This is a genomic window from Hydrogenophaga sp. (genome assembly GCF_030373245.1).
Lineage (GTDB): Bacteria > Pseudomonadota > Gammaproteobacteria > Burkholderiales > Burkholderiaceae_C > Hydrogenophaga.
This window is the reverse complement of the sequence record NZ_JAUCZF010000002.1, coordinates 304362-323226: the sequence shown is the minus strand read 5'-3', so window position 1 is coordinate 323226 and position 18865 is coordinate 304362. Positions and strand designations below refer to the sequence as shown.

Annotated in this window: 17 protein-coding genes and 3 pseudogenes; 11 read left to right on the top strand and 9 right to left on the bottom strand. The window is 66.2% G+C overall.

Annotated elements, in window-relative coordinates; translation table 11 throughout:
- Window positions 1-462, bottom strand: coding sequence for an ABA4-like family protein (locus QUV25_RS06950; RefSeq protein WP_300862659.1), 462 nt, complete (start codon window positions 460-462; stop codon window positions 1-3).
- A gap of 125 nt (window positions 463-587) precedes the next feature.
- Here QUV25_RS06950 and QUV25_RS06945 point away from each other — a divergent pair, with 125 nt between their 5' ends.
- Window positions 588-1184, top strand: a complete 597-nt coding sequence (locus QUV25_RS06945; protein ID WP_300862657.1) for a TetR/AcrR family transcriptional regulator — start codon at window positions 588-590, stop codon at window positions 1182-1184.
- A 12-nt stretch (window positions 1185-1196) separates the two neighbouring features.
- On the opposite strand, the gene QUV25_RS06940 is transcribed toward QUV25_RS06945, so the two are convergent.
- Together QUV25_RS06940 and QUV25_RS06935 are read right to left on the bottom strand one after the other, a co-directional pair.
- On the bottom strand, window positions 1197-1508 hold the full coding sequence (locus QUV25_RS06940) for a single-stranded DNA-binding protein (RefSeq protein ID WP_300862654.1): 312 nt from the start codon (window positions 1506-1508) through the stop codon (window positions 1197-1199).
- Window positions 1509-1545: 37 nt separating this feature from the next.
- Window positions 1546-2025, bottom strand: coding sequence for a hypothetical protein (locus tag QUV25_RS06935; protein WP_300862652.1), 480 nt, complete (start codon window positions 2023-2025; stop codon window positions 1546-1548).
- Between the two features lie 83 nt (window positions 2026-2108).
- Here QUV25_RS06935 and QUV25_RS06930 point away from each other — a divergent pair, with 83 nt between their 5' ends.
- Window positions 2109-3116: an ankyrin repeat domain-containing protein gene (locus tag QUV25_RS06930; RefSeq protein ID WP_300862650.1), complete on the top strand. Its 1008-nt coding sequence runs from the start codon at window positions 2109-2111 to the stop codon at window positions 3114-3116.
- 390 nt (window positions 3117-3506) lie between these two features.
- On the opposite strand, the gene QUV25_RS06925 is transcribed toward QUV25_RS06930, so the two are convergent.
- Window positions 3507-4418, bottom strand: coding sequence for a LysR family transcriptional regulator (locus tag QUV25_RS06925; RefSeq protein WP_300862648.1), 912 nt, complete (start codon window positions 4416-4418; stop codon window positions 3507-3509).
- A 126-nt stretch (window positions 4419-4544) separates the two neighbouring features.
- Between QUV25_RS06925 and QUV25_RS06920 the strand changes: the two genes are divergently transcribed.
- From QUV25_RS06920 to QUV25_RS06885, 8 genes are all read left to right on the top strand, one after another.
- Window positions 4545-6119 (top strand): ABC transporter substrate-binding protein, encoded by a 1575-nt coding sequence (locus QUV25_RS06920; RefSeq protein WP_300862645.1) that lies wholly within the window; start codon window positions 4545-4547, stop codon window positions 6117-6119.
- A 71-nt stretch (window positions 6120-6190) separates the two neighbouring features.
- Window positions 6191-7168, top strand: a complete 978-nt coding sequence (locus QUV25_RS06915; RefSeq protein WP_300862644.1) for an ABC transporter permease — start codon at window positions 6191-6193, stop codon at window positions 7166-7168.
- A gap of 16 nt (window positions 7169-7184) precedes the next feature.
- A complete protein-coding gene (locus QUV25_RS06910; RefSeq protein ID WP_300862642.1) occupies window positions 7185-8096 on the top strand; it encodes an ABC transporter permease in 912 nt (303 codons plus the stop codon).
- Between the two features lie 2 nt (window positions 8097-8098).
- Complete coding sequence (locus tag QUV25_RS06905; RefSeq protein WP_300862639.1) at window positions 8099-9073, top strand: ABC transporter ATP-binding protein; 975 nt, start codon at window positions 8099-8101, stop codon at window positions 9071-9073.
- Between the two features lie 6 nt (window positions 9074-9079).
- Window positions 9080-10087 carry an ABC transporter ATP-binding protein gene (locus QUV25_RS06900; protein WP_300862637.1) on the top strand — a complete coding sequence of 336 codons (1008 nt, stop codon included), beginning with the start codon at window positions 9080-9082 and terminating at the stop codon, window positions 10085-10087.
- A gap of 54 nt (window positions 10088-10141) precedes the next feature.
- Window positions 10142-11029, top strand: coding sequence for an N-formylglutamate amidohydrolase (locus QUV25_RS06895; RefSeq protein ID WP_300862634.1), 888 nt, complete (start codon window positions 10142-10144; stop codon window positions 11027-11029).
- A complete protein-coding gene (locus tag QUV25_RS06890; protein WP_300862632.1) occupies window positions 11026-11994 on the top strand; it encodes a succinylglutamate desuccinylase/aspartoacylase family protein in 969 nt (322 codons plus the stop codon). The genes QUV25_RS06895 and QUV25_RS06890 overlap by 4 nt, the downstream gene beginning before the upstream one ends.
- An 8-nt stretch (window positions 11995-12002) precedes the next feature.
- Complete coding sequence (locus QUV25_RS06885) at window positions 12003-12992, top strand: peptidase (protein ID WP_300862630.1); 990 nt, start codon at window positions 12003-12005, stop codon at window positions 12990-12992.
- Window positions 12993-13371: 379 nt separating this feature from the next.
- Here the strand turns inward: QUV25_RS06885 and QUV25_RS06880 are convergent.
- From QUV25_RS06880 to QUV25_RS06860, 5 genes and pseudogenes are all read right to left on the bottom strand, one after another.
- Window positions 13372-13941 (bottom strand): annotated as a pseudogene (locus tag QUV25_RS06880) (DUF2894 domain-containing protein); the annotation flags it as partial.
- Window positions 13839-14489: pseudogene (locus QUV25_RS06875) on the bottom strand (OmpA family protein); the annotation flags it as partial. The pseudogenes QUV25_RS06875 and QUV25_RS06880, both read right to left, overlap by 103 nt.
- Window positions 14486-16786, bottom strand: coding sequence for a hypothetical protein (locus QUV25_RS06870; protein WP_300862627.1), 2301 nt, complete (start codon window positions 16784-16786; stop codon window positions 14486-14488). The gene QUV25_RS06870 and the pseudogene QUV25_RS06875, both read right to left, overlap by 4 nt.
- Complete coding sequence (locus tag QUV25_RS06865; RefSeq protein ID WP_300862625.1) at window positions 16783-17487, bottom strand: DUF3348 family protein; 705 nt, start codon at window positions 17485-17487, stop codon at window positions 16783-16785. The genes QUV25_RS06870 and QUV25_RS06865 overlap by 4 nt, the downstream gene beginning before the upstream one ends.
- A gap of 241 nt (window positions 17488-17728) precedes the next feature.
- Window positions 17729-18160: a Cd(II)/Pb(II)-responsive transcriptional regulator gene (locus QUV25_RS06860; protein ID WP_300862622.1), complete on the bottom strand. Its 432-nt coding sequence runs from the start codon at window positions 18158-18160 to the stop codon at window positions 17729-17731.
- 79 nt (window positions 18161-18239) lie between these two features.
- Here QUV25_RS06860 and QUV25_RS06855 point away from each other — a divergent pair.
- Window positions 18240-18851, top strand: a pseudogene (locus QUV25_RS06855) (cation transporter); the annotation flags it as partial.
- Window positions 18852-18865 lie beyond the last annotated feature (14 nt).

The following is an 18865-nucleotide window of genomic DNA, read 5'->3' as shown; positions in this document are numbered from 1 at the left end:
TCAGGCCTCCTGCGCGCGGCCAAGTCGGCTGCGCGCCACCGCTTCGGTGATCAGGCCCAGCAGCCAGCCCGCCGGACCGAACATGAAGGTGGCCAGCAGCACCGGCACTTGCAGCAGCCGCGTCACGCCGACGCGATCCAGGCGGTCGGCCAGCAGCACCCCGATCAGCAGATCGAAGGCCAGATAGTGCCCCCAGCCCGCCACCAGCACCGGGTCGGAGGCGAACAGCGTCCGTACCTCGGCGATGGACCCGAAGCCCCCGCCCGCTGAGGCGAAGTGCGCACCCATGAGCGCGGTATAGGCCACACCGATCGCGCCAGGCACCAGCAGCCGGGGCACCAGGCCCAGCGCTGTCCAGCGGCGGGGCGCCAGCATCAGCACCAGCCAGCCGACCATGGCCAGCGCGTTCATCAGGGAAAAAAGTGTGCTCCAGTCCATCAGAGGCTCCCGGGTGATGAGCATGCTGCCAGCTGGGCAGCGCACTCAGTTCTTTAAATTGACAGTGTCAATATAGGCGGTCGAGCCAAAAACCGCAAGTAAAATATTGACAGTGGAAACAATTTCCCAAGAATACCTGTGCATTGACCATGTCCGACCGCCACTACCACCACGGTGACCTGCGCAACGCGCTCATCACCCAGGGACTGGCGTTGCTCGAGGAGCAGGGCCTGGCAGGGCTCTCGCTGCGCGCCATCGCGGCGCGCGCCGGGGTGAGCCACGCCGCACCCAAGAACCACTTTGGCCAGCTGCGCGGCCTGCTCACCGCCATGGCGGCCGAGGGCTTCCGGCGCCATGTGGTGTTCATGCGCGAAGGCCTGCCCGGCCGCGCCAGCCGCAAGGCCCGGTTGAACGCCGCCATGCGCGGCTATGTGCGCTTCGCGCAAGCCCACCCTCACCTGTTCTCGCTCATGTTTTCAAGCCAGCTCTGCGACTTCGAAGACGGTGAACTGCAGACCACCGCGGCCGAGAGCTACGACGTGCTGCGCGAGATCGCCGCCGGACTGGACTGGGACAAGGCCGACAAACCCCACGCCGCCCTGCGCGCCGAGACCATGCTGTGGTCCCTGGTGCATGGCTACGCCCAGCTGGCGATTGCCGGCATGTTTGCCACCGGACCCGACGGACAGTCGCCACCGGCGCTGGACATCGTCGACGTGATGCCGGCCTTCAGCTACCGTGACTGAAGCCGGCCGAGCTCAGGGCTGGCGAGCCGCGTCGAGGGCCGACATCACCCGCGTGGCAATCAAGTCCAGGCTCGGGCGGTGCACGCCTTGTTTGTCGACCCACACCTTGGGCGTGAGCGCACCTGCCAGGGTGAGCGCGTCGCCATCGGCCAGCGCGAGCAAGGCAGCGCCCGGCGCATCGTCGAACGCGATCACGTTGACGATGAACTCCTCATCGGCCCGGTTGCGCGCCAGCGCGCGCGCCACGATGTAGGTGCGTCCCGCCTTGTCAATCCTGCGCGAGGCATCGCCCATCAGCCGGCCAGCAACAAGTCCGTCGATCATCTGACCGCCCTCGGGTTGGAGTTGAAAACGCTGAACATCATCCGCGCGGCTTCTCGAAACCGGTCTGCACCCAGGCCTCGGCGCTGGCCACGGTGAGCTTGAAGGTGGGCGGTACCGGAACCACCGCCAGCGCTTCCCCCAGCTCGTCTTCGGCGCGCAGGGTCGCGATCGCGCTCTCTTCGTCAGGCACGATGGCCAGCGCCACGCGTACGCGCCGCCCACCCACCGTCACGCTGACGTTCTTGTTCAGCTCGGCGTGGCGCTGTTGCTCGGACCTGCGAATCACTTCCTTGGCGGTTTTCACCAGCGTATTGAACGCATTCGTATCCAGCGGCTTGGGGTTTTTCTTGTCGCGTCCCATGGTCCAGGGGCCGACCAGCGCCGGCTCGCTCTGGCCGTCGAGGAACATCGCCACCGCCCAGCCGTCGTCATCATCGTTGTTGATCACGCGCGCGGTCCAGTGCCCGTCGCTCCAGACGCGGTCTTCTTGAATGGGGTCCTGAGTGTCTTGGGTCATGGGAGGATGGTACGCGGCATCGCGCTCATCCCGGCGCGACCTCGGCACTTGCTCCCACCCCGGCGGCGCCACACAATCGGCACATGCAACGCCGCCACCTGATCGCCAGCGCCGCCCTGCTCGCGAGCGCACCCCAAAGCTGGGCCGCAACCCCCTGGCAGACGGCGCTGGTGCGTGCCAAGGCCATGCGCGATGTGGCAGTGCGCAGTGGCGACCAGGCCTACGGTGCGGTGGTGGTCGATGCCCAGGGCCGCCTCGTGGCCGAGGCACCCAGCCGCGTGATCGCGCTCCAGGACCCCGATGCCCATGCCGAGCGACAGGCGTTGCTGGCGGCGCAGCGCCTGTTGCGGCGCGATGACCTCGGTGGTCTCGTGCTGGTGGGCAGCTCGCGCGCCTGTGAAGCCTGCGAGCGCGCGGCTGCAAGAGCCGGCGTGGCCCTCCTGGTGTCGCCCAACGGCGAGACCGAGCCCGCGTTGATCGAAGCGGCTGCGCGGGATGATGTACCAACGCTCACGCGCTTGCTGGACGACGGCGCCCGCATCGACACGCGCGACCTGCGCGGCCGAACACCGCTGCTGGTGGCCGTGCAACGCGGGCACGACGCCGCGGCGCAACTCCTGATCCGCCGCGGTGCCGACATCAACGCGCAAGATGACATCAGCGACAGCCCCTTCCTGCTGGCTGGTGCGCGCGGCCGCACCGCCATGCTCGCTGACATGCTCGGCCCACCCAGCGGCAGCCCCACCCGGCCCGACTACCAGCGCCTCAATCGCTACGGCGGGACGGCGCTGATTCCGGCCTGCCACTATGGTCATGTGGAAACGGTGCGGCTGCTGCTCAAAGCCAGTCGCATCGACATCGACCAGGTCAACCACCTGGGGTGGACCGCCTTGCTCGAAGCCGTGATCCTGGGCGACGGCGGTGCCGCCCACACCGAGATCGTGCGCCTGCTGCTGGCGCATGGCGCCAACCCGCAGAAGGCCGACGCCCAGGGCGTGAGCCCGCTGACCCATGCGCAGCAGCGCGGTCAGACAGAAGTTGCCACCTTGCTTGCCGAGGTCACCCGGCAGCGCAGCCGCCCCGCGTCTTGAGGCCCTGAGCACCTGATTGTCGACAGGCTGTCGGTTATCGGTGTGGCGCTGCATTCCTTGGGTGCCGCTTGTAGCGAGCGATCCTGGACCCGTTGAAGCCGTTGTCCCGTTGTCTTCGTAGGGCAGTTCTGCGGCGATGGCCGTTGGTCGCAGCCGCCCCATGGCCTCTGGGTCATTGCTCCACAGCATTCATCGAGGCAATGGCGTCTTCACAAGCCCGATGCCCGACCCGAGGACCACAAACGGCTATGGCTGCAAGCGGGTGAGCTTCGAGCACCACGTGTGAGAAGGCCTCGCTGCTGCTCGGCAGAGGTGACTCTGGTTCACCTGCTTGAGATCCGGCGTCAGCGAACTTGTCGATTTGGAGTCGGCGTTGGACTGCGGCGCCAATCAGAGCAGCTTGACCTCTGGTCGCAAAGCGACATGGTGCAAATCTCTCAAGAACACCTGCGCCAGCGCGGCCACCGCTGGGCTCGCGATCCGGTCGGTGCGCTGCATCAGAAACACCGGGCGCTCGATGGCGGGTTCCAGCAGCGTGAAGCCCAGGTCGATGGCCTGTGGGTGCGAGGCCGCCAGCGCGGACAGCACCGCAACGCCCATGCCCGCTTGCACCAGCGCGAGTTGCATCGTCAGACTGGTCACGTCAATTCCCTTGGACATCATCGACACGATGGGCGAGCCGTTGATCCGCAGCAGATCGATGATGCTGCTGTTCGGACCCTCCTTGAGGATGGGCAGGTTCGACAGCGTCTCCAGGCTGCCATCGCGGATCTTGAACTGATCCCGCCGATAGACGATGCCCAGCGGCGCTTGCAGCAGCAGATCACAGCGCAGGCCAGCGATGTCGCCTTGTGGGGTGCCAATGCCCAGATCCACTTCGCCGGAGCGCACCGATTTGGTGGTCTCCACACCGTAGCTCTCCACGACGCCGACCCGAACGCCGGGGTAGCGCCGCATGAACATCTTCAACAAAGGCGGCATGAGGGTGCCACCGGCGGTGCTGCCCATGGTCAGGCTGACCCTGCCGGTGATCTCATCGGTGCGACCCTGCAGCACTTCGCAAGCGTCTTCCATGTCGTTCAGCAGGCGCTGGGCCACGGGCATGAACCGTTGACCCTCGGGCGTCAGGGTCAGGCGACGCGTGGTGCGGTGAAACAGCGTCACCCCCAGCTCCGATTCGAACCGCGCCAGGGCCCGCGTCAAGGAGGGCTGGCTGATGCCCAGGCGCTCGCTGGCCTGGGTGATGTGCCCGGCCTGGGCGATGGTGATGAACAGCCGCAGCTGCTTTTGACTCAGATTCATTTACTTTATAAATTTATCTGAACTATTCATGCATATGTTACCCGGGTATGTCCGCATGTCAGGACAAGGGCGGAGTTCCTAGACTCCAGTTCTTCACGTTTCTCACACACCCTAGGAGTGAAACTCATGGCCCGTACCAGCCTCCTCGTCGCCACCTGCGCCCTCACCATGGTCCCTTTGTGGAGCGCTGCGCAGAACCTCAGCATCGGTCTTGCGGCCGAGCCCAGTTCCCTGGACCCGCACTACCACAACCTGTCGCCCAACAACATGCTGGCGCGCCATGTTTTTGAGGCACTGGTAGGGCAGGACGTGAACCAGAAACCCCGACCTGGCCTGGCAGAGAGCTGGCGCACCGTGGACCCGCTGACCTGGGAGTTCAAGCTGCGCAAAGGCGTGAAGTTCTTCGATGGCAGTGACTTCACGGCCGATGACGTGCTGGCCACGGTGAAGCGCCTGCCCAACGTGCCTCGCTCCCCGTCCAACTTCGCCCCCTTCATCGCCGGCATGCAGTTCGAGAAAGTGGACAGCCACACTGTACGCGTCAAGACCGCCAGCCCGGCCCCTCTGGTGCCCATCAACCTGTCCGGGTTCTCGATCGTCTCGCAAAAGTGCGCCGAATCCTCGACGACCGAGGACTTCAACGCCCTGCGCTGCCTTGGGGGTACCGGTCCCTACAAGTTCTCTGAATTCAAGCCCGCCGACCGGGTGGTTCTGGTGCGCAACAACGCGTACTGGGGCCCCAAGGCCGAGTGGGAAACCGTGACCAAGCGGTTCATCGCCTCGGCGCCCAGCCGGGTTGCGGCCTTGCTGGCCGGGGATGTGAACGTCATCGACGGCGTTCCGCCCACCGACATCCCGCGCCTCAAGAGCGACGCCAACATTGAAATGGCCGAGACGCTGTCCAACCGGGTCATCTACTTCCACATGGACCAGTTCCGCGAGACCAGCCCGTTCATCACCGCCAAGGACGGCTCGGCCATCAAGAACCCGTTGCTCGACCGGCGCGTGCGCCAGGCCCTGTCCATGGCCATCAACCGCCCGGCCATCGTCGAGCGCCTGATGGATGGTGCCGCCGTCCCGGCCGAACAGGTGCTGCCCAAGAGTTTCTTTGGCACATCACAGAAGCTGCAACCCACCGGTTTCGATCTGGCCGGCGCCCGCCGCCTGCTCACGGAAGCCGGTTACCCCAACGGTTTCAAGATGAAGATGCACGGCCCGAACGGCCGCTACACCAACGACACCAAGATCATCGAGGCGGTGGCCCAGATGTTCACCCGCCTGGGTATCGACACCGAAATCGAAACCATTCCGCCGGCCAACTTCTTCACCCGCGCTTCCACAGGGGCCAACGGCCAACCCGAGTTCTCCTTCATGCTGCTGGGCTGGGGTGCTACGACCGGTGAAACCTTGGGCCCGTTGCGCTCGCTGATGGGCACCTTCGACCGCTCCAAGGGCTCCGGTGCGGCCAACCGCGGTCGCTACAGCAATCCGGCGCTGGACGCCAAGCTGACCGAAGCCTCGGCCACCGTGGACGACACCAAGCGCGCCGCCCTGCTGGCCGAAGCATCCGAGATTGCGTTCAACGATTTCGCCATCATCCCCTCGCACTACCAGACCAACGTCTGGGCCTCGCGCAAAGGTTTCAAGGTGGAAGCCCGGGCCGACGAGTACACCCTGGCCACGGGCATTACCCGCCGCTGATCGGCTCCCGATCGCCCCGGTCCGGCCGGGGTGCGGCGCACCCTGCGATGTGAGTCCCCAGAGAAACCCGCATGCTCTCCTTCCTGATACGTCGCATCGGCCAGGCCCTGCTGGTCATCGTGGTGATGATGGTGCTCGTCTTCTTCGGCGTGAACGTCATCGGCGACCCGATCTGGATGCTGATCTCGCCCGACATGGACCAGCAGGCCGTCGAGGCCACAGCGGCCGCGCTCGGGCTGGACAAACCCATCTGGGAGCAGTTCTGGTACTTCCTCAAGGGTGTGGCCAGGGGGGATCTGGGCCTTTCGTTCGTGCACGGCCAACCTGCCATCCAGCTGATCCTCAGCCGCATGCCCGCCACCATGGAGCTGGCGCTGGTGGCACTGCTCATGGCCATCCTGGTCGGGCTGCCATTGGGCATGTTCGCCGGGCTCAAGCCCGAGCACCCCGCCTCGCGCACCATCATGGCCGGCTCCATCCTGGGTTTTTCTTTGCCCTCGTTCTGGGTCGGCCTGATGCTGATCATGGTGTTTGCGGTCATCCTGGGCTGGCTGCCGGCCACGGGGCGGGGCGAGACCGAATCCTTCCTCGGCATCCAGACCAGCCTGTTGTCCTCGGCAGGCTGGGCCTTCATTGCCTTGCCAGCGTTCAACCTGGCCACGACCAAGATCAGTCTGGTGATCCGCCTCACACGCGCTGGTGTGCGCGAGGTGGCGCTGATGGACTACGTGAAATTCGCCCGGGCCAAGGGCCTCAAGCCCTCGCGCATCATCGGCGTTCACATCCTCAAGAACATCATGATCCCCGTGGTGACCGTGCTGGGCCTGGAGTTCGGTTCACTGGTCGCCTTTTCAGTGGTGACGGAGACCATTTTTGCGTGGCCCGGCATGGGCAAGCTCCTGCTTGAGTCCATCCAGCGGCTGGACCGCCCCGTGATCGTGGCCTACATCATGGTGGTCGTGGTGCTCTTCGTAGTCGTCAACCTGATCGTGGACATCGTGTATTCGCTGCTGGATCCGCGACTGCGCATTGCTGGCAACAAGGCCTGAGACGAAGAGCTTCACCATGACCGAACCCAGTCTCAGCGCCATTCCCGTGACCGACAGCGAATCCCCCTGGCGCCGCTTTGCGCGCACCTTCATGCAGGACCGGGTCGCGGTGATCGGGCTGGTGGTCTTTCTGCTGATCCTGCTGCTGGCCCTGCTGGCGCCCTGGATCACGCCACAGAACCCCTACGACCTCAACAGTGTCGACCTGATGGATTCGCGCCTTGAGCCTGGCGAACAGACCGGCGAAGGCTTCACCGCCTGGCTGGGCACCGACGGCGTGGGCCGTGACCTCTATTCCGGCATCCTCTACGGGCTGCGCATCTCACTGCTGGTGGGCGCCGTTGCGGGCCTGCTGGCCGCCACCTTCGGGGTCTCCATGGGGCTGCTGGCCGCTTACGCGGGCGGCAAGGTGGAGGCCTTCATCATGCGGGTGGTGGATCTGCAGCTGTCCCTGCCCGCCATTCTGATTGCCCTGATCCTGGTGGCTGCCCTGGGCAAGGGGGTAGACAAGATCATCATCGCGCTGGTGGTGGTGCAGTGGGCTTACTACGCCCGCACCGTGCGCGGCAGTGCGCTGGTGGAACGCCGCAAGGAGTATGTGGAAGCGGCTCAGTCGCTGGGGCTGTCGCATGCGCGTGTGGTGTTTCGCCACATCTTGCCCAACTGCATGGCGCCGGTGATCGTGATCTTCACGGTGCAGACAGCCAGCGCCATTGGGCTGGAGGCCACCCTGTCGTTCCTTGGCGTGGGGCTGCCGCAGACCGAGCCTTCGCTCGGGGTACTGATTTCCAACGGCTTTCAGTACATGCTCAGTGGCCGTTACTGGATCAGTTTCTTCCCAGGGGTGGCGCTGCTTGTCACGATTGTTGCCATCAACCTGGTGGGCGACCGCATCCGCGATGTGCTCAACCCCCGCCTGGAGAGGTAAGCATGAGCGACGTGGTGCTGCGCGTGCGTGATCTGGTCACGCATTTCGAAACCAGTTCGGGCCTGATCAAGGCAGTCGATGGCGTGTCCTTCGATGTCCACAAGGGCCAGGTGCTGGGCCTGGTCGGCGAGTCCGGATCGGGCAAGTCGGTGACCGGGTTTTCCATCCTGGGGCTGATCGATCCGCCGGGGCGCATCGTCTCGGGCTCGATCGAGCTCAATGGTCATGAGCTGGTGGGTCTGTCGGAAGAAGCGATGCGGCAAAAGCGCGGCAAAGAGCTGGCCATGATCTTCCAGGACCCGATGATGACGCTCAACCCGGTACTGCGCATCGACACCCAGATGGTCGAAGCCATCCAGGCGCACGAAAAGGTCAGCAACCAGGCTGCCCTCGCGCGCGCCCGTGAGGTGCTGGTCAAGGTCGGCATCCCCTCACCCGACGAGCGCCTGCGCGCCTATCCGCACCAGTTTTCAGGCGGCATGCGCCAGCGCGTGGCCATTGCGATTGCTCTCCTCAACCGCCCGTCCCTCATCGTGGCCGACGAGCCCACCACGGCGCTCGACGTCACGATCCAGAGCCAGATCCTGGCCGAGATGCAGGACCTGTGCGCCGAGACCGGCACCGCGCTGATCTGGATCACGCACGACCTCACGGTGGTGGCCGGCCTGGCCCAGCAGGTGGCCGTGATGTACGCAGGGCGTGTGGTGGAGTACGGCACGGTGGACAATGTGCTGGACCGCCAAGGCCACCCCTACACCGAAGGTCTGCTCGGCTCCTTGCCTGCAGCGGCCATTCCTGGCCAGCCGCTGCGACAGATTCCGGGCTCCACGCCTTCCCTGGGTCGCCTGCCGCCCGGCTGCGCCTTTGCCCCGCGCTGCAGCTACACCAGCGAGTCGTGCCGCCAGTCAGCACCCGCTATCACGACCCTGCCCAACGGCAGCCTGGTGCGCTGCCACCACCCCCTGACACACGCCTGATCCGCCATGAGCACGCCCATCATCGAACTGCGCGAGGTCAGCAAACGGTTTGTCAAACCGCTGGACACCGCCGCCCGCCTGGCCAACCTGCTGGGCGCTAGCCAGCGGGAAGAAGTGGTTCATGCGGTCGACGGCGTCAACCTGCGCGTGATGCCAGGTGAGGTGGTTGGGTTGGTGGGCGAGTCCGGCTGCGGCAAATCCACACTGGGCCGTGTCGTTGCCGGTGTGCACGAAGCCAGTGCCGGCCAGATGCAATTTGAGGGCAAGGCTCTCACGGCCATGAACGCGGCCGAGCGCAAGGCCGCCAACCTGGCGGTTCAGATGATCTTTCAGGATCCGATGTCATCGCTCAATCCCCGCATGCGGGTGCTCGACATCGTGGGCGAGGCGCCCCAGGTGCACGGCATGGTGCCCGCGTCCGAGATCGACGACTACGTGGTGCAGACCCTGGCCCGCGTGGGCCTTGACCCCAGCTACCGCAATCGCTACCCGCACCAGTTCTCGGGCGGGCAGCGCGCACGCATCGGCATTGCCCGCGCCCTGGCGGTCAAGCCGCGCTTCCTGGTGTGCGACGAAAGCGTGGCCGCCCTGGATGTCTCGATCCAGGCGCAGGTGCTCAACCTGTTCATGGACTTGCGCAAGGACCTCAACCTCACCTACCTGTTCATCAGTCACGACCTGGGTGTGGTGCGCCACATCTCCGACCGGGTGGTCATCATGTACCTGGGGCGCGTGGTCGAGAGCGCGCCAGCGACCCGCATTTTCTCGGCCCCGCGCCACCCCTACACCCAGGCGCTGCTGGCCAATGTGCCCAGCATCAGCAACCGGCATCAGCGCTTTGCGCCACTCAAGGGAGAAATCCCCTCGCCGCTGACCCCACCGCCCGGCTGCCACTTTCACCCGCGCTGTCCCCACGCCGGTCCACGCTGCAAGACGGAGCGCCCCGCCTTGATGGAGACCAACGACCAGCACCACATCGCCTGCCATCTGGAGCAGGGCGGCACTGGCGCCTGAACGCCTGGCACTTGGCCAACCCATCGAACACGCACAGCCTGAACTCACCGTCCCATGCCTGCTTCCCCCGTCGCGCAGACGCCACCGGACCCCAGCTCGGTCCTTCACATCCATGGCCCGACGTCCTCGCGCGTGCCCGTGGTGCTGGACTCGCCGCACTCTGGCCAAGTGCGGCCGCCCGACTTCGGCTGCATTCTCTCCGATGAAGACCTGCGCGATGCCCAGGACACCCATATCGACACGCTCTACAACCCCGCCACCGAGCTGGGCGTCAGCCTGCTGGCGGCACAGTACCCGCGCACCTACATCGACGCCAACCGCCACGAAGGTGATGTGGACCTCACCCTGCTGGACGCTCCCTGGCCTGACCTGTACCAGCCCAGTGGCAAGGCCGCATTGGGCAAGGCCCTGGCCTGGCGCACGCTCGATGACGGACGCCCCTTGTACGCCGCACCGCTGACCGTGCAGGCGATGCGGTGGCGCATTGCGCACTACCACCGGCCGTACCACGCCGCGTTGAAGCAACTGCTCGATGCGGCATACGACCAGTTTGGCTGCGTTTATCACATCAACTGCCACTCGATGAATCCGGTATCGGGGCTCATGGGAGAAGGCGGGCCAGGAGCGCTGCGCGCCGACTTCGTGCTGGGAGACCGCGACGGGACCACCTGCTCAGGGGCCTTCACGGCGTTTGTCCAGCAGGCGCTGGCGGCCCACGGGTATGGCGTGGCCATCAACAAACCCTACAAAGGCGTCGAACTGGTGCGCGCCTATGCAGACCCAGGCCGTGGCCGGCACAGCCTGCAGCTGGAAATCAACAAGCGCGTTTACATGGACATGGCCAGCGGCCAGCCCAATGACCATTTCCCCGTGCTCCAGCAGCGCCTGCGGCAGCTGATCGCCGACATCACCCTCCATTTTCCGCCTGAGAGAAAGCCATGAACGCAGTCGACATACCTCCCGTCCCGCCAGTCGAAATCCACCCGCCTGACATCAGCCGCTGGCGCGAGGGCAACACCGGTGTTCCGTTTGTGCACCTGTTCGACAGTGGACTTCCCGGGCCGCGCGTGCACGTGCAGGTGCTCACCCACGGCAACGAGTTTTGTGGCGCGATCGCGGCAGACGAATTGCTGGCCGAGGGCTTTCGCCCGCTCAAAGGCCAGCTCTGCGTCGTATTCGCCAACCACGAGGCCCACGCCCGCTGGGACCCTCAAGACCCCTACATCTCGCGGTTTGTGGACGAAGACCTCAACCGCGTCTGGGCCGACGCGTCCCTGTCAGACGGCGACACCTGCGAAAAGCGCCGGGCGCGCGAGCTGGTGCCCTTTGTGGACGCTGCCGACCTCATCCTGGACATCCACTCCATGAACGAACACTGCGCGCCCTTGATGGTCTGCGGCACGCTGGAGAAGAATGCTCGATACGCCGCTGCGCTGGGCATGCCAGCCGACCTCCTCATCGACACCGGCCACCCCGCCGGGCTGCGCATGATCGAGCGCGGAGCCTTCGGCGAAGCCGCGGCCCCTCAGTGCGCCTTGCTCATCGAATGTGGCCAGCACTGGGAAGCCGCAGCAGCCGACGTGGCGCGCGACTGCCTGGTCCGATTCCTGGGCCTGACCGGTCTGGCCAGCGAGGACTGGGTGCGATCTCACCAGCGCCAGCCCCTGCCCCCACAGCAGCGCCTGGTGCGCGTGACCGAGGCGGTCACCGCCCGCACGAGTGAATTCCGTTTTCTGGTGCCCATCGTGCCCATGTCCATCATCGACAAGGCGGGCACCCCGGTCGCCCAGGACGGTACCCACACATGGACCAGCCCGTATGACCAATGCGTGCTGATCATGCCGACGCAGCGACGCTTCAAACCCGGACAGACCATGGTTCGGCTCGGCCGCTTCGAAGCCGCCTGACCCGCTCCATGCCCAACGCATCCTCACCTCCCTATGTCATCGGCACTCCAGGCCAGGCCTGGGGCGATGTCGAAAAGCGCCTCTGGCTGGCGCGACAAACCGTACAGCGCAGTTACCAGGACGACGTGGTGACTCCTCTGTGGCGGCTGTTTTCACAGAACGGCAACCCGGACCTTCAAGCCTGTGCCGAATGTTTCAGCTACGGCAGCCTGGACTATCGCGCCGAAGGTTTTGGCGCCTACGCACTTCATGCGGTCAAGAGCAGACACTGGGACCCGACCAAGCCGTTTTTCCTGGTCACTGGCGGCGTCCATGGTTACGAGCGCAGCGGCGTGCTGGGTGGCCTGCGGTTTCTGGCAGAGAAGTTTGCACACTATGCAGAGCGCGCTAACCTCCTGCACCTGGTCTGTGTGAGCCCGTGGAGCTATGAGACCATCAATCGCTGGAACCCGCACGCGGTGGATCCCAATCGCGCCTTTCTTCCCATCCCGGCTGCGCCCGAGGCAAAAAATGCGATCGACCTGCTCAACCAGTTCGACACGCCGCTGCTGCACATCGACCTGCACGAAACCACCGACACCGATGCCAGCGAGTTCCGGCCGGCCAAAGCCGCGCGCGATGCCACTCCCCTCGAACCCTGTGACATCCCCGACGGCTTCTACCTGTTCGCAGACCAGAGCCGCCCGCAGCCGGCCTTCCAGACCGCCATCATCGACGCGGTGAGCCGCCTCACCCACATTGCCCCGGCCGATGCCAACGGCGAGCTGCTGGGCAAGCCACTGGTGCAGCCTGGGGTGATCCAGTCCTTCAAGCGCCCGCAAGGCATCTGCAGCGGCTGGACCGAAGCCCGCTATGTCACCACCACCGAGGTCTACCCAGACAGCCCCCGACTGACCCCTCAGCTTTGCATCGAGGTCCAGCTGGCAGCCCTGTGCGCTGGTTTCGACTTTGTGCTTCACAGCGCGGCAAAAGCCGAAGTCTCTGCTTCATGCTCATGATCGATACCGCGAGCGGTCCTTCATGCATATCCATCGAAGTGTGCGCAGCACCCGCTTGCTTTCACCCCTGGCCGCTGAACCGATCGCCATCGAACGCTGTCGGGTGCACAACCGCAGTGGAGGGAGCTCGGCAACGGCTCGGAAGTCTCCATTCTTCCTTGCGCCGAAAAGTTGTCCTCGGGAGCTGAAATTGCTGGCCGCGACCGGGCTGCCGGCCTGATCGGCACAGGGATCGTTGGTGGAAGGGTTCCACCAACATGGCGTGAAGGCACGCACGAACATCCGAGTACTTGGTGTGAACGTCTGGCCTAAGCACGCTCTCCTGGCCGAGTGCCGCAATCCGGCAGCCCATCAAACCGTCTGCCAAGCCCCGCGGAACTCACGTCTTTCGACGCGTCGCCTTTGCAGCAGTCGACACCTTGCCTTTGCCCGCTGGCACCTTCAGCTGCCCTTGCGCCTGCTCCAGCCACAGCAAGCTTTCGGTGTGCGCCAGAAACCGGCGCAGGTAGTGCGGTGAAAGCTCCCCCATGTGCGCCAGGATGTCGAGCACGAGGCGCTGGGGATTGAGCGGGCCTGCGTTTTGCGGGGCACGGGCTTGAGCCTGCTGCACCTGCACTTCGGCGCCCAGGCGCTCCCAGGTTTCGCGGAAGCGCCGCGCGCTGCGCAATTCGGGCCAGGGGTCTGCGCCAGTCGGCCCGCCCGCCTCCGTCTGTGCGCCAGCGCCCGCTGCCTTCGAGGCCTGGGCGATGTGGGTGTTGAGCTGGGTCAGCAGCGAAGGCGGTGCTGCTGGGGGCGCCGTGGTTTTCATGGCTTGGCGGGCGGTGGGTCGACCGCCTGGCCACTGCCGGCTCGCGGTACGGGTGCCATCTCCACGCGGCGGTTGAGCGCGCGGCCGGGCTCGCTGTCGTTGCTGGCCACGGGCTGCTCGGCGCCAAAGGCGGCGCTGAACACGCGCGAGCGCGGCATGCCTTGCTGGATCAGGGTGCGGGTGACGGTGAGCGCGCGCTGCGCCGAGAGCTCCAGGTTGTCCTGGTACTTGGTGTTGCTGGCGCCAATGGGTTTGTCGTCGGTGAAGCCACTGACCATGAGCATTTCATCGCGCTCGCCCAGGTACACCTGCAGCGGCGGCACCAGGGCTTGCAGCAGCCGCTCGCCCTCGGGACGCAGCTGGTCGGAGTTGAAGTCAAACAGGACGCTGCCGCTGATGCCGATGCGGCCGTTGTTGAGCGTGACGCGGCCGCTGGCCAGCGGAATCGCGAGCGCCTTTTCCAGCGCGATGCGGCGCGCTTCTTCTTGCTGGCGCTTGGCCACTTCGACCTGCAAGGTGTTCACCAGGTCCACCTGCGTCAGCAGCACGCCAATGAACACGAGCACAAACGCGCCCACGAGGCCGGCCATGAGGTCGCCAAAGACGGCCCAGACCGGTGCGGTGGCTTCGTCTTGGCTGGCGTCATCCACGCCATCGTCGGCCGGGCGGTCGAAGAACGCGCCCATCATGCAGCGCCTGCAGTGGCTTTGGCCCCCGCATGGCCTGGGGGGCGCGGACCGCGCAGCTGCCGCAGGTCTTCCACGATGCCTTGCTGCGCGCTGATGCTGAGGTCAATCACCTCGCGCGCCTGGGCCACGTAATAGGCCAGCTGCTCGTCGCTGCGCGCCAGCGACTGCCCGATGGCGCCTTCCACGCGCTGCAGGCTGTGCACCAGCTGCTCGTGGCTGGTGGCGAGCTGCTGCGTGCCTTGCTGGAAGGCTTCGCCCAGGGCGGCCAGCTGAGCCGCGCTGGAGGCAGCCTGCTCGGCCATGGCCTCGGCGCGACCCGCCTGCGCACCCACGGTGTCGGCAAACTGCTGGCCCACGCGGTCGAGCACGCCGGTGGCCGAACCCACCAGGTTTTCAATGGCGGCGCGCTGTTCGCCGGTGGTCTGCTGCACCTGCTGCAACAGCATGCCGATCTGGCCCACGAGGTCGGCGCGCTCGGCGAGCGTGGCGTTGTCGCGCTCGGCCAGGCGGCTCATCTGCTCGCGCAGCTGGGCGATCACCTCGGCCGCTGCCTTGGGCGCTTCAGAAGCGGTGTGCATCAGCCGGGCCATGGGGGCTTCGAGTGCGGTGCCCAGCGTGGACAACTGAGACGCGAGCTGGCTGGACAGCGCGGTGGTCAGGCCACCCAGGCGCTGCACCGCGGCTTCGCCCCGCGCGCCCTCTTCTTCGCGCAGCGACTGCAGTTGCTGTGTCAGGGCCGCAAAGGTCCGTTCCTGCTGCTCGGTCTGGGCTTGCTGGCGCGTGGCTTCGGCCTCGCGCAGGGTGGCCAGCTGCTTGGCCGCTCCGTCCTGCAGGGCAGCGAGCTGCTGCGCTACACCAGTCTGCAGCTCGGCGGCGCGTTGCGCGGCGTCTTGCTGGCGCGCCGCTTCTTCGCTGCGCAGGGCGGCGAGCTCGCTGCGCCAGAGGCTGGCGAGCGCGTCCATGCGCTGGCCGTGCTCCTGTGTCCACGCCGATTCGGCTTGCGCACGGGCCGCCACCAGCGCTTCGGTCTGACCGATGAGGCGAGCCACACTGTCCAGACTGCGACTGGCCTGCTCGCGGCTCTGCTCGGCGATGGCGGTGGCACTTTGCTCCAGTGCCTGCAACACGGCTTGTTGCTGCGCCTGCGCCTGCGCACCGGCCTGCTGCCATTGGCCTTGCAGCGACTGCGCAAGCGACTGCAGCGAGGCGGTCCAGGCGGCTTGCTGTTGCTGATCGGCCTGGGCACGCTCGGCCAGCGCGCGGCTCCAGCCGCCGGCCACCGCTTGTGTGGTCTGGCCAAACTGGTCTGACAGCCCAGCCAGCTGGGCCTGCACGGCGGCGCTCACGCCTTCATGCAAGCGGGAAGACTCGGCAGCGATGCCGGCCATGGCCTGCTGCACCACGGGCTGCAGGCTGTCGGTGGCGGCGCGGGCGCTGGCGGCCAGGCTTTCGCGCAACGATCGATCGACCGACTCGGCCAGGCCCGTGTAGGCGCTGGCGGCCTGGCTCTGAAACTCGGCCTGGCGGGCCAGCAGCTGCTCATCGAGCTGCTGGCTGCGGCGCTCCATCTGCTCGATGAGCGTTTGCAGGTGCAGCGCGGCAGCGGGCATGGCCTCGGCCTGGCGCTGCAGCGCCTCAAAGCTTTGCTGGCGCTGGTGGGCCGCGGAGAAGGGGCGCAGGGTGGTGCTGGTCAAACCATCGAGCGCACGAATGACCTGGCTGCGCTCGCGGCGCGCCAGCGTGGCCATGAGGCCGAGCATGGCCGAGGTGGCGACACCGGCCACCGAGGTGCCAAACGACAGGCCCAGCCCTTTGATGGGCGCGGCCAGTGCGGAGCGGATGGCGTTCAGGTCGGCCGAGCCTTCGAGCGCAAACACCGCGCCCTTGAAGGTGACGACCATGCCGAGGAAGGTGCCCAGCATGCCGAGCATGACCAGCAGGCCGATCAGGTACGGCGTGAGTGCCAGGCCGGGGAAGGCGCTGCGCTCGCCCTCGATGCGCTGGCGCACGGCGTGTTGCAGCGAAGCGGGCACGCGGGGCAGCCAGTCGGCAAGCTGGTTCAGCGGCAGCGGCACGTTGGCCAGGGCACTGTTGAGCGCGGTGGTGGTCTGCCCAAAGCGGCGCAGCTCCCAGACGCCGCCCAGGTAAACGGCGCCAATCAGCAGCGTCATGCCCAACGCGAAGGCACTGGTGCCAACGAAGCCGCTGGCCACCCAGGCCACCACACCCAGGCCCACGAACAGGGCGAACCAGGACAGGGCGCGGAAGGAAGCAGAAGAGGAGGTATCGGGGGTCATGCTGGTATTGATTCGATGAGGCCAATGACCGGCTGCAGGCGCAGGTCGAGCTCGGCGAGCAGGGTTTGCTCGAATTCGTTGGCAAAGGTCTGCAGCCAGCGCAGATCGTCGGGAGCTGGGTCGGACGGGTCGGCGGCCTGCTGGCGCAAGGCGACAAAACGCGCTTTCAGAAACGCCGGCAAGCTGCCGAGCAGACGCTGCTCGCGTCCGGCCAGCAGGGGCTCCATGGCCGCGTCCAGCGCAGCGAGCTGCGCCAGTTCGGGGGTGGCCTGGGCCAGGGCCTGGCGCACATGGCCACGCAGCGCCTCCACGCTGAGCTCCATGCGGCGCTGCTGGTCGCCCAGACGCTGGTGGAACAGCGCCCACTCGATGTCGAGGTCTTCAGGATCGGGCCGGTGCGAGGCGTCGCGGGCGGTGATCGATTGGGTGAGCACCGAGCGCACGCGCTGCAGCTCCTGCTGCAACGCGGCGTGCAGGGGCTGCGGCTCCACTGGCGGCGCAGCGCGGCGGGCCGCGGCCATGCCGGCAGCCGCCACCGAGGTCTGCAGGGTGCGCAAGGCGATGGCCTCGTTCACATTCAGCCACTGGCCCAGGCGCTCGGCCACGTCCTGCCGGGGCGCGCTGACGCCTGCGGGCATCCAGCAGGCAAGCTGGCGCACCAGTGCGGAGGAGGCGTGAGAACCCTTGAAACTGCGGAGCAAAACCAAAGCCTGGGGGCACAACGTGCCCCCTCCATAAGGTTGAATAAGCGGTGAAAGCGATGTGGCCTGAAGAAGCCCCAGGCCGGCGTCAGAGCGCCGCCAGGGCGCTTCGGCGATCGCCAGGCGGCGGGGGCGAGGTCTGTGGACCGCAACCCCTGCCCGTCCCGAAAGCGGATGAGCGCTCCCTGGCGATTATTCACATTGGCGGCCTGCACAAAAAACAGGCAACTCGCTCAACGTGTTAGGAAGCCGAGCCGTGGCAGGCGCAGGCTTCGCCGTGGGCGGCGGCGACCAGCTCGTTCAGGATGCCGCAGTGGCCGCGGTCGTGCTGCCCGTTGCAGCGCGATTTCAGCTGAACCAGCTGCTTCTCCAGCGCCTGCATGCTTTTCAGCCGGGCACGCACCCGGCTCAGCTGCTCGGCCACCAGCGCGTCCACATCCGAGCAGTCTCCACGGGTGTCGTCCAGCACGCCGAGCAGCCGCGCGATCGAGGCCAGGGGCATGTCAAGCGCGCGGCAGTGCCGGATGAACGCCAGGCGCTCCAGATGGCGACCGTCGTAATCGCGGTAGCCGTTGTCTCGCTTGGGCGGCACCGGCAGCAAACCCTGCTTCTCGTAATAGCGGATGGTTTCCACCTCGACACCGGTGGCCTGAGCCAATTGTCTGATTTGCATGAAGACCTCCGAAACCAAAACAGGTGGTTGACACTGTAGTGGCTACAGGGTTTCAAATGAAAGCATTGAAAGGAAGACCATGTCTGCCCATTGCTGTGAGCACGAACCCCCCAAGCCCAGCCAGATCGCCAACCTGGGGCGCTACCGCCGCATCTTGTGGGTGGCGCTGGTGGTCAACGCCGCGATGTTCGCTGTCGAGATCGTGGCCGGCATTCAGGCCGGATCGCTGGCCTTGCTGGCCGACGCCATCGATTTCGGGGGCGACGCACTGAACTATGGCGTGTCGCTGGCGGTGCTTGCCTCGGCCCTGGCCTGGCGCGCACGAGCGGCTTTGCTCAAGGCGGTGAGCATGATGGGTTTTGGCGTCTTCGTCCTGGGGCAGGCGGTGTGGAGCCTGTGGCACGGCGAGGTGCCCGCGGCCCTCACCATGGGTGCGGTGGCCCTGCTCGCGCTGGCCGCCAACGTGGGCGTGGCCACCCTGCTTTACGCGTTTCGCGAAGGCGATGCCAACATGCGCAGCGTGTGGCTGTGCTCGCGCAACGACGCCATCGGCAACCTGGCGGTGATGCTGGCTGCACTGGGTGTGTTTGGCACCGGCAGCGCCTGGCCCGATCTGCTGGTGGCCGCGCTGATGGCCAGCCTGGCGCTGCACGGTGGCTGGAGCGTGTGGCAGCAGGCACGCCGAGAGTTGAACGGCGAGGCATC

Bases quoted from the DNA above. Each gene is read 5' to 3' on its own strand.
- QUV25_RS06925 (WP_300862648.1), bottom strand. From the start codon at position 4,418: ATGAATCTGAGTCAAAAGCAGCTGCGGCTGTTCATCACCATCGCCCAG.
- QUV25_RS06950 (WP_300862659.1), bottom strand. From the start codon at position 462: ATGCTCATCACCCGGGAGCCTCTGATGGACTGGAGCACACTTTTTTCC.
- QUV25_RS06885 (WP_300862630.1), top strand. From the start codon at position 12,003: ATGCCCAACGCATCCTCACCTCCCTATGTCATCGGCACTCCAGGCCAG.
- QUV25_RS06920 (WP_300862645.1), top strand. From the start codon at position 4,545: ATGGCCCGTACCAGCCTCCTCGTCGCCACCTGCGCCCTCACCATGGTC.
- QUV25_RS06935 (WP_300862652.1), bottom strand. From the start codon at position 2,025: ATGACCCAAGACACTCAGGACCCCATTCAAGAAGACCGCGTCTGGAGC.
- QUV25_RS06900 (WP_300862637.1), top strand. From the start codon at position 9,080: ATGAGCACGCCCATCATCGAACTGCGCGAGGTCAGCAAACGGTTTGTC.
- QUV25_RS06930 (WP_300862650.1), top strand. From the start codon at position 2,109: ATGCAACGCCGCCACCTGATCGCCAGCGCCGCCCTGCTCGCGAGCGCA.
- QUV25_RS06945 (WP_300862657.1), top strand. From the start codon at position 588: ATGTCCGACCGCCACTACCACCACGGTGACCTGCGCAACGCGCTCATC.
- QUV25_RS06890 (WP_300862632.1), top strand. From the start codon at position 11,026: ATGAACGCAGTCGACATACCTCCCGTCCCGCCAGTCGAAATCCACCCG.
- QUV25_RS06860 (WP_300862622.1), bottom strand. From the start codon at position 18,160: ATGCAAATCAGACAATTGGCTCAGGCCACCGGTGTCGAGGTGGAAACC.
- QUV25_RS06915 (WP_300862644.1), top strand. From the start codon at position 6,191: ATGCTCTCCTTCCTGATACGTCGCATCGGCCAGGCCCTGCTGGTCATC.
- QUV25_RS06910 (WP_300862642.1), top strand. From the start codon at position 7,185: ATGACCGAACCCAGTCTCAGCGCCATTCCCGTGACCGACAGCGAATCC.
- QUV25_RS06940 (WP_300862654.1), bottom strand. From the start codon at position 1,508: ATGATCGACGGACTTGTTGCTGGCCGGCTGATGGGCGATGCCTCGCGC.
- QUV25_RS06870 (WP_300862627.1), bottom strand. From the start codon at position 16,786: ATGACCCCCGATACCTCCTCTTCTGCTTCCTTCCGCGCCCTGTCCTGG.
- QUV25_RS06905 (WP_300862639.1), top strand. From the start codon at position 8,099: ATGAGCGACGTGGTGCTGCGCGTGCGTGATCTGGTCACGCATTTCGAA.
- QUV25_RS06895 (WP_300862634.1), top strand. From the start codon at position 10,142: ATGCCTGCTTCCCCCGTCGCGCAGACGCCACCGGACCCCAGCTCGGTC.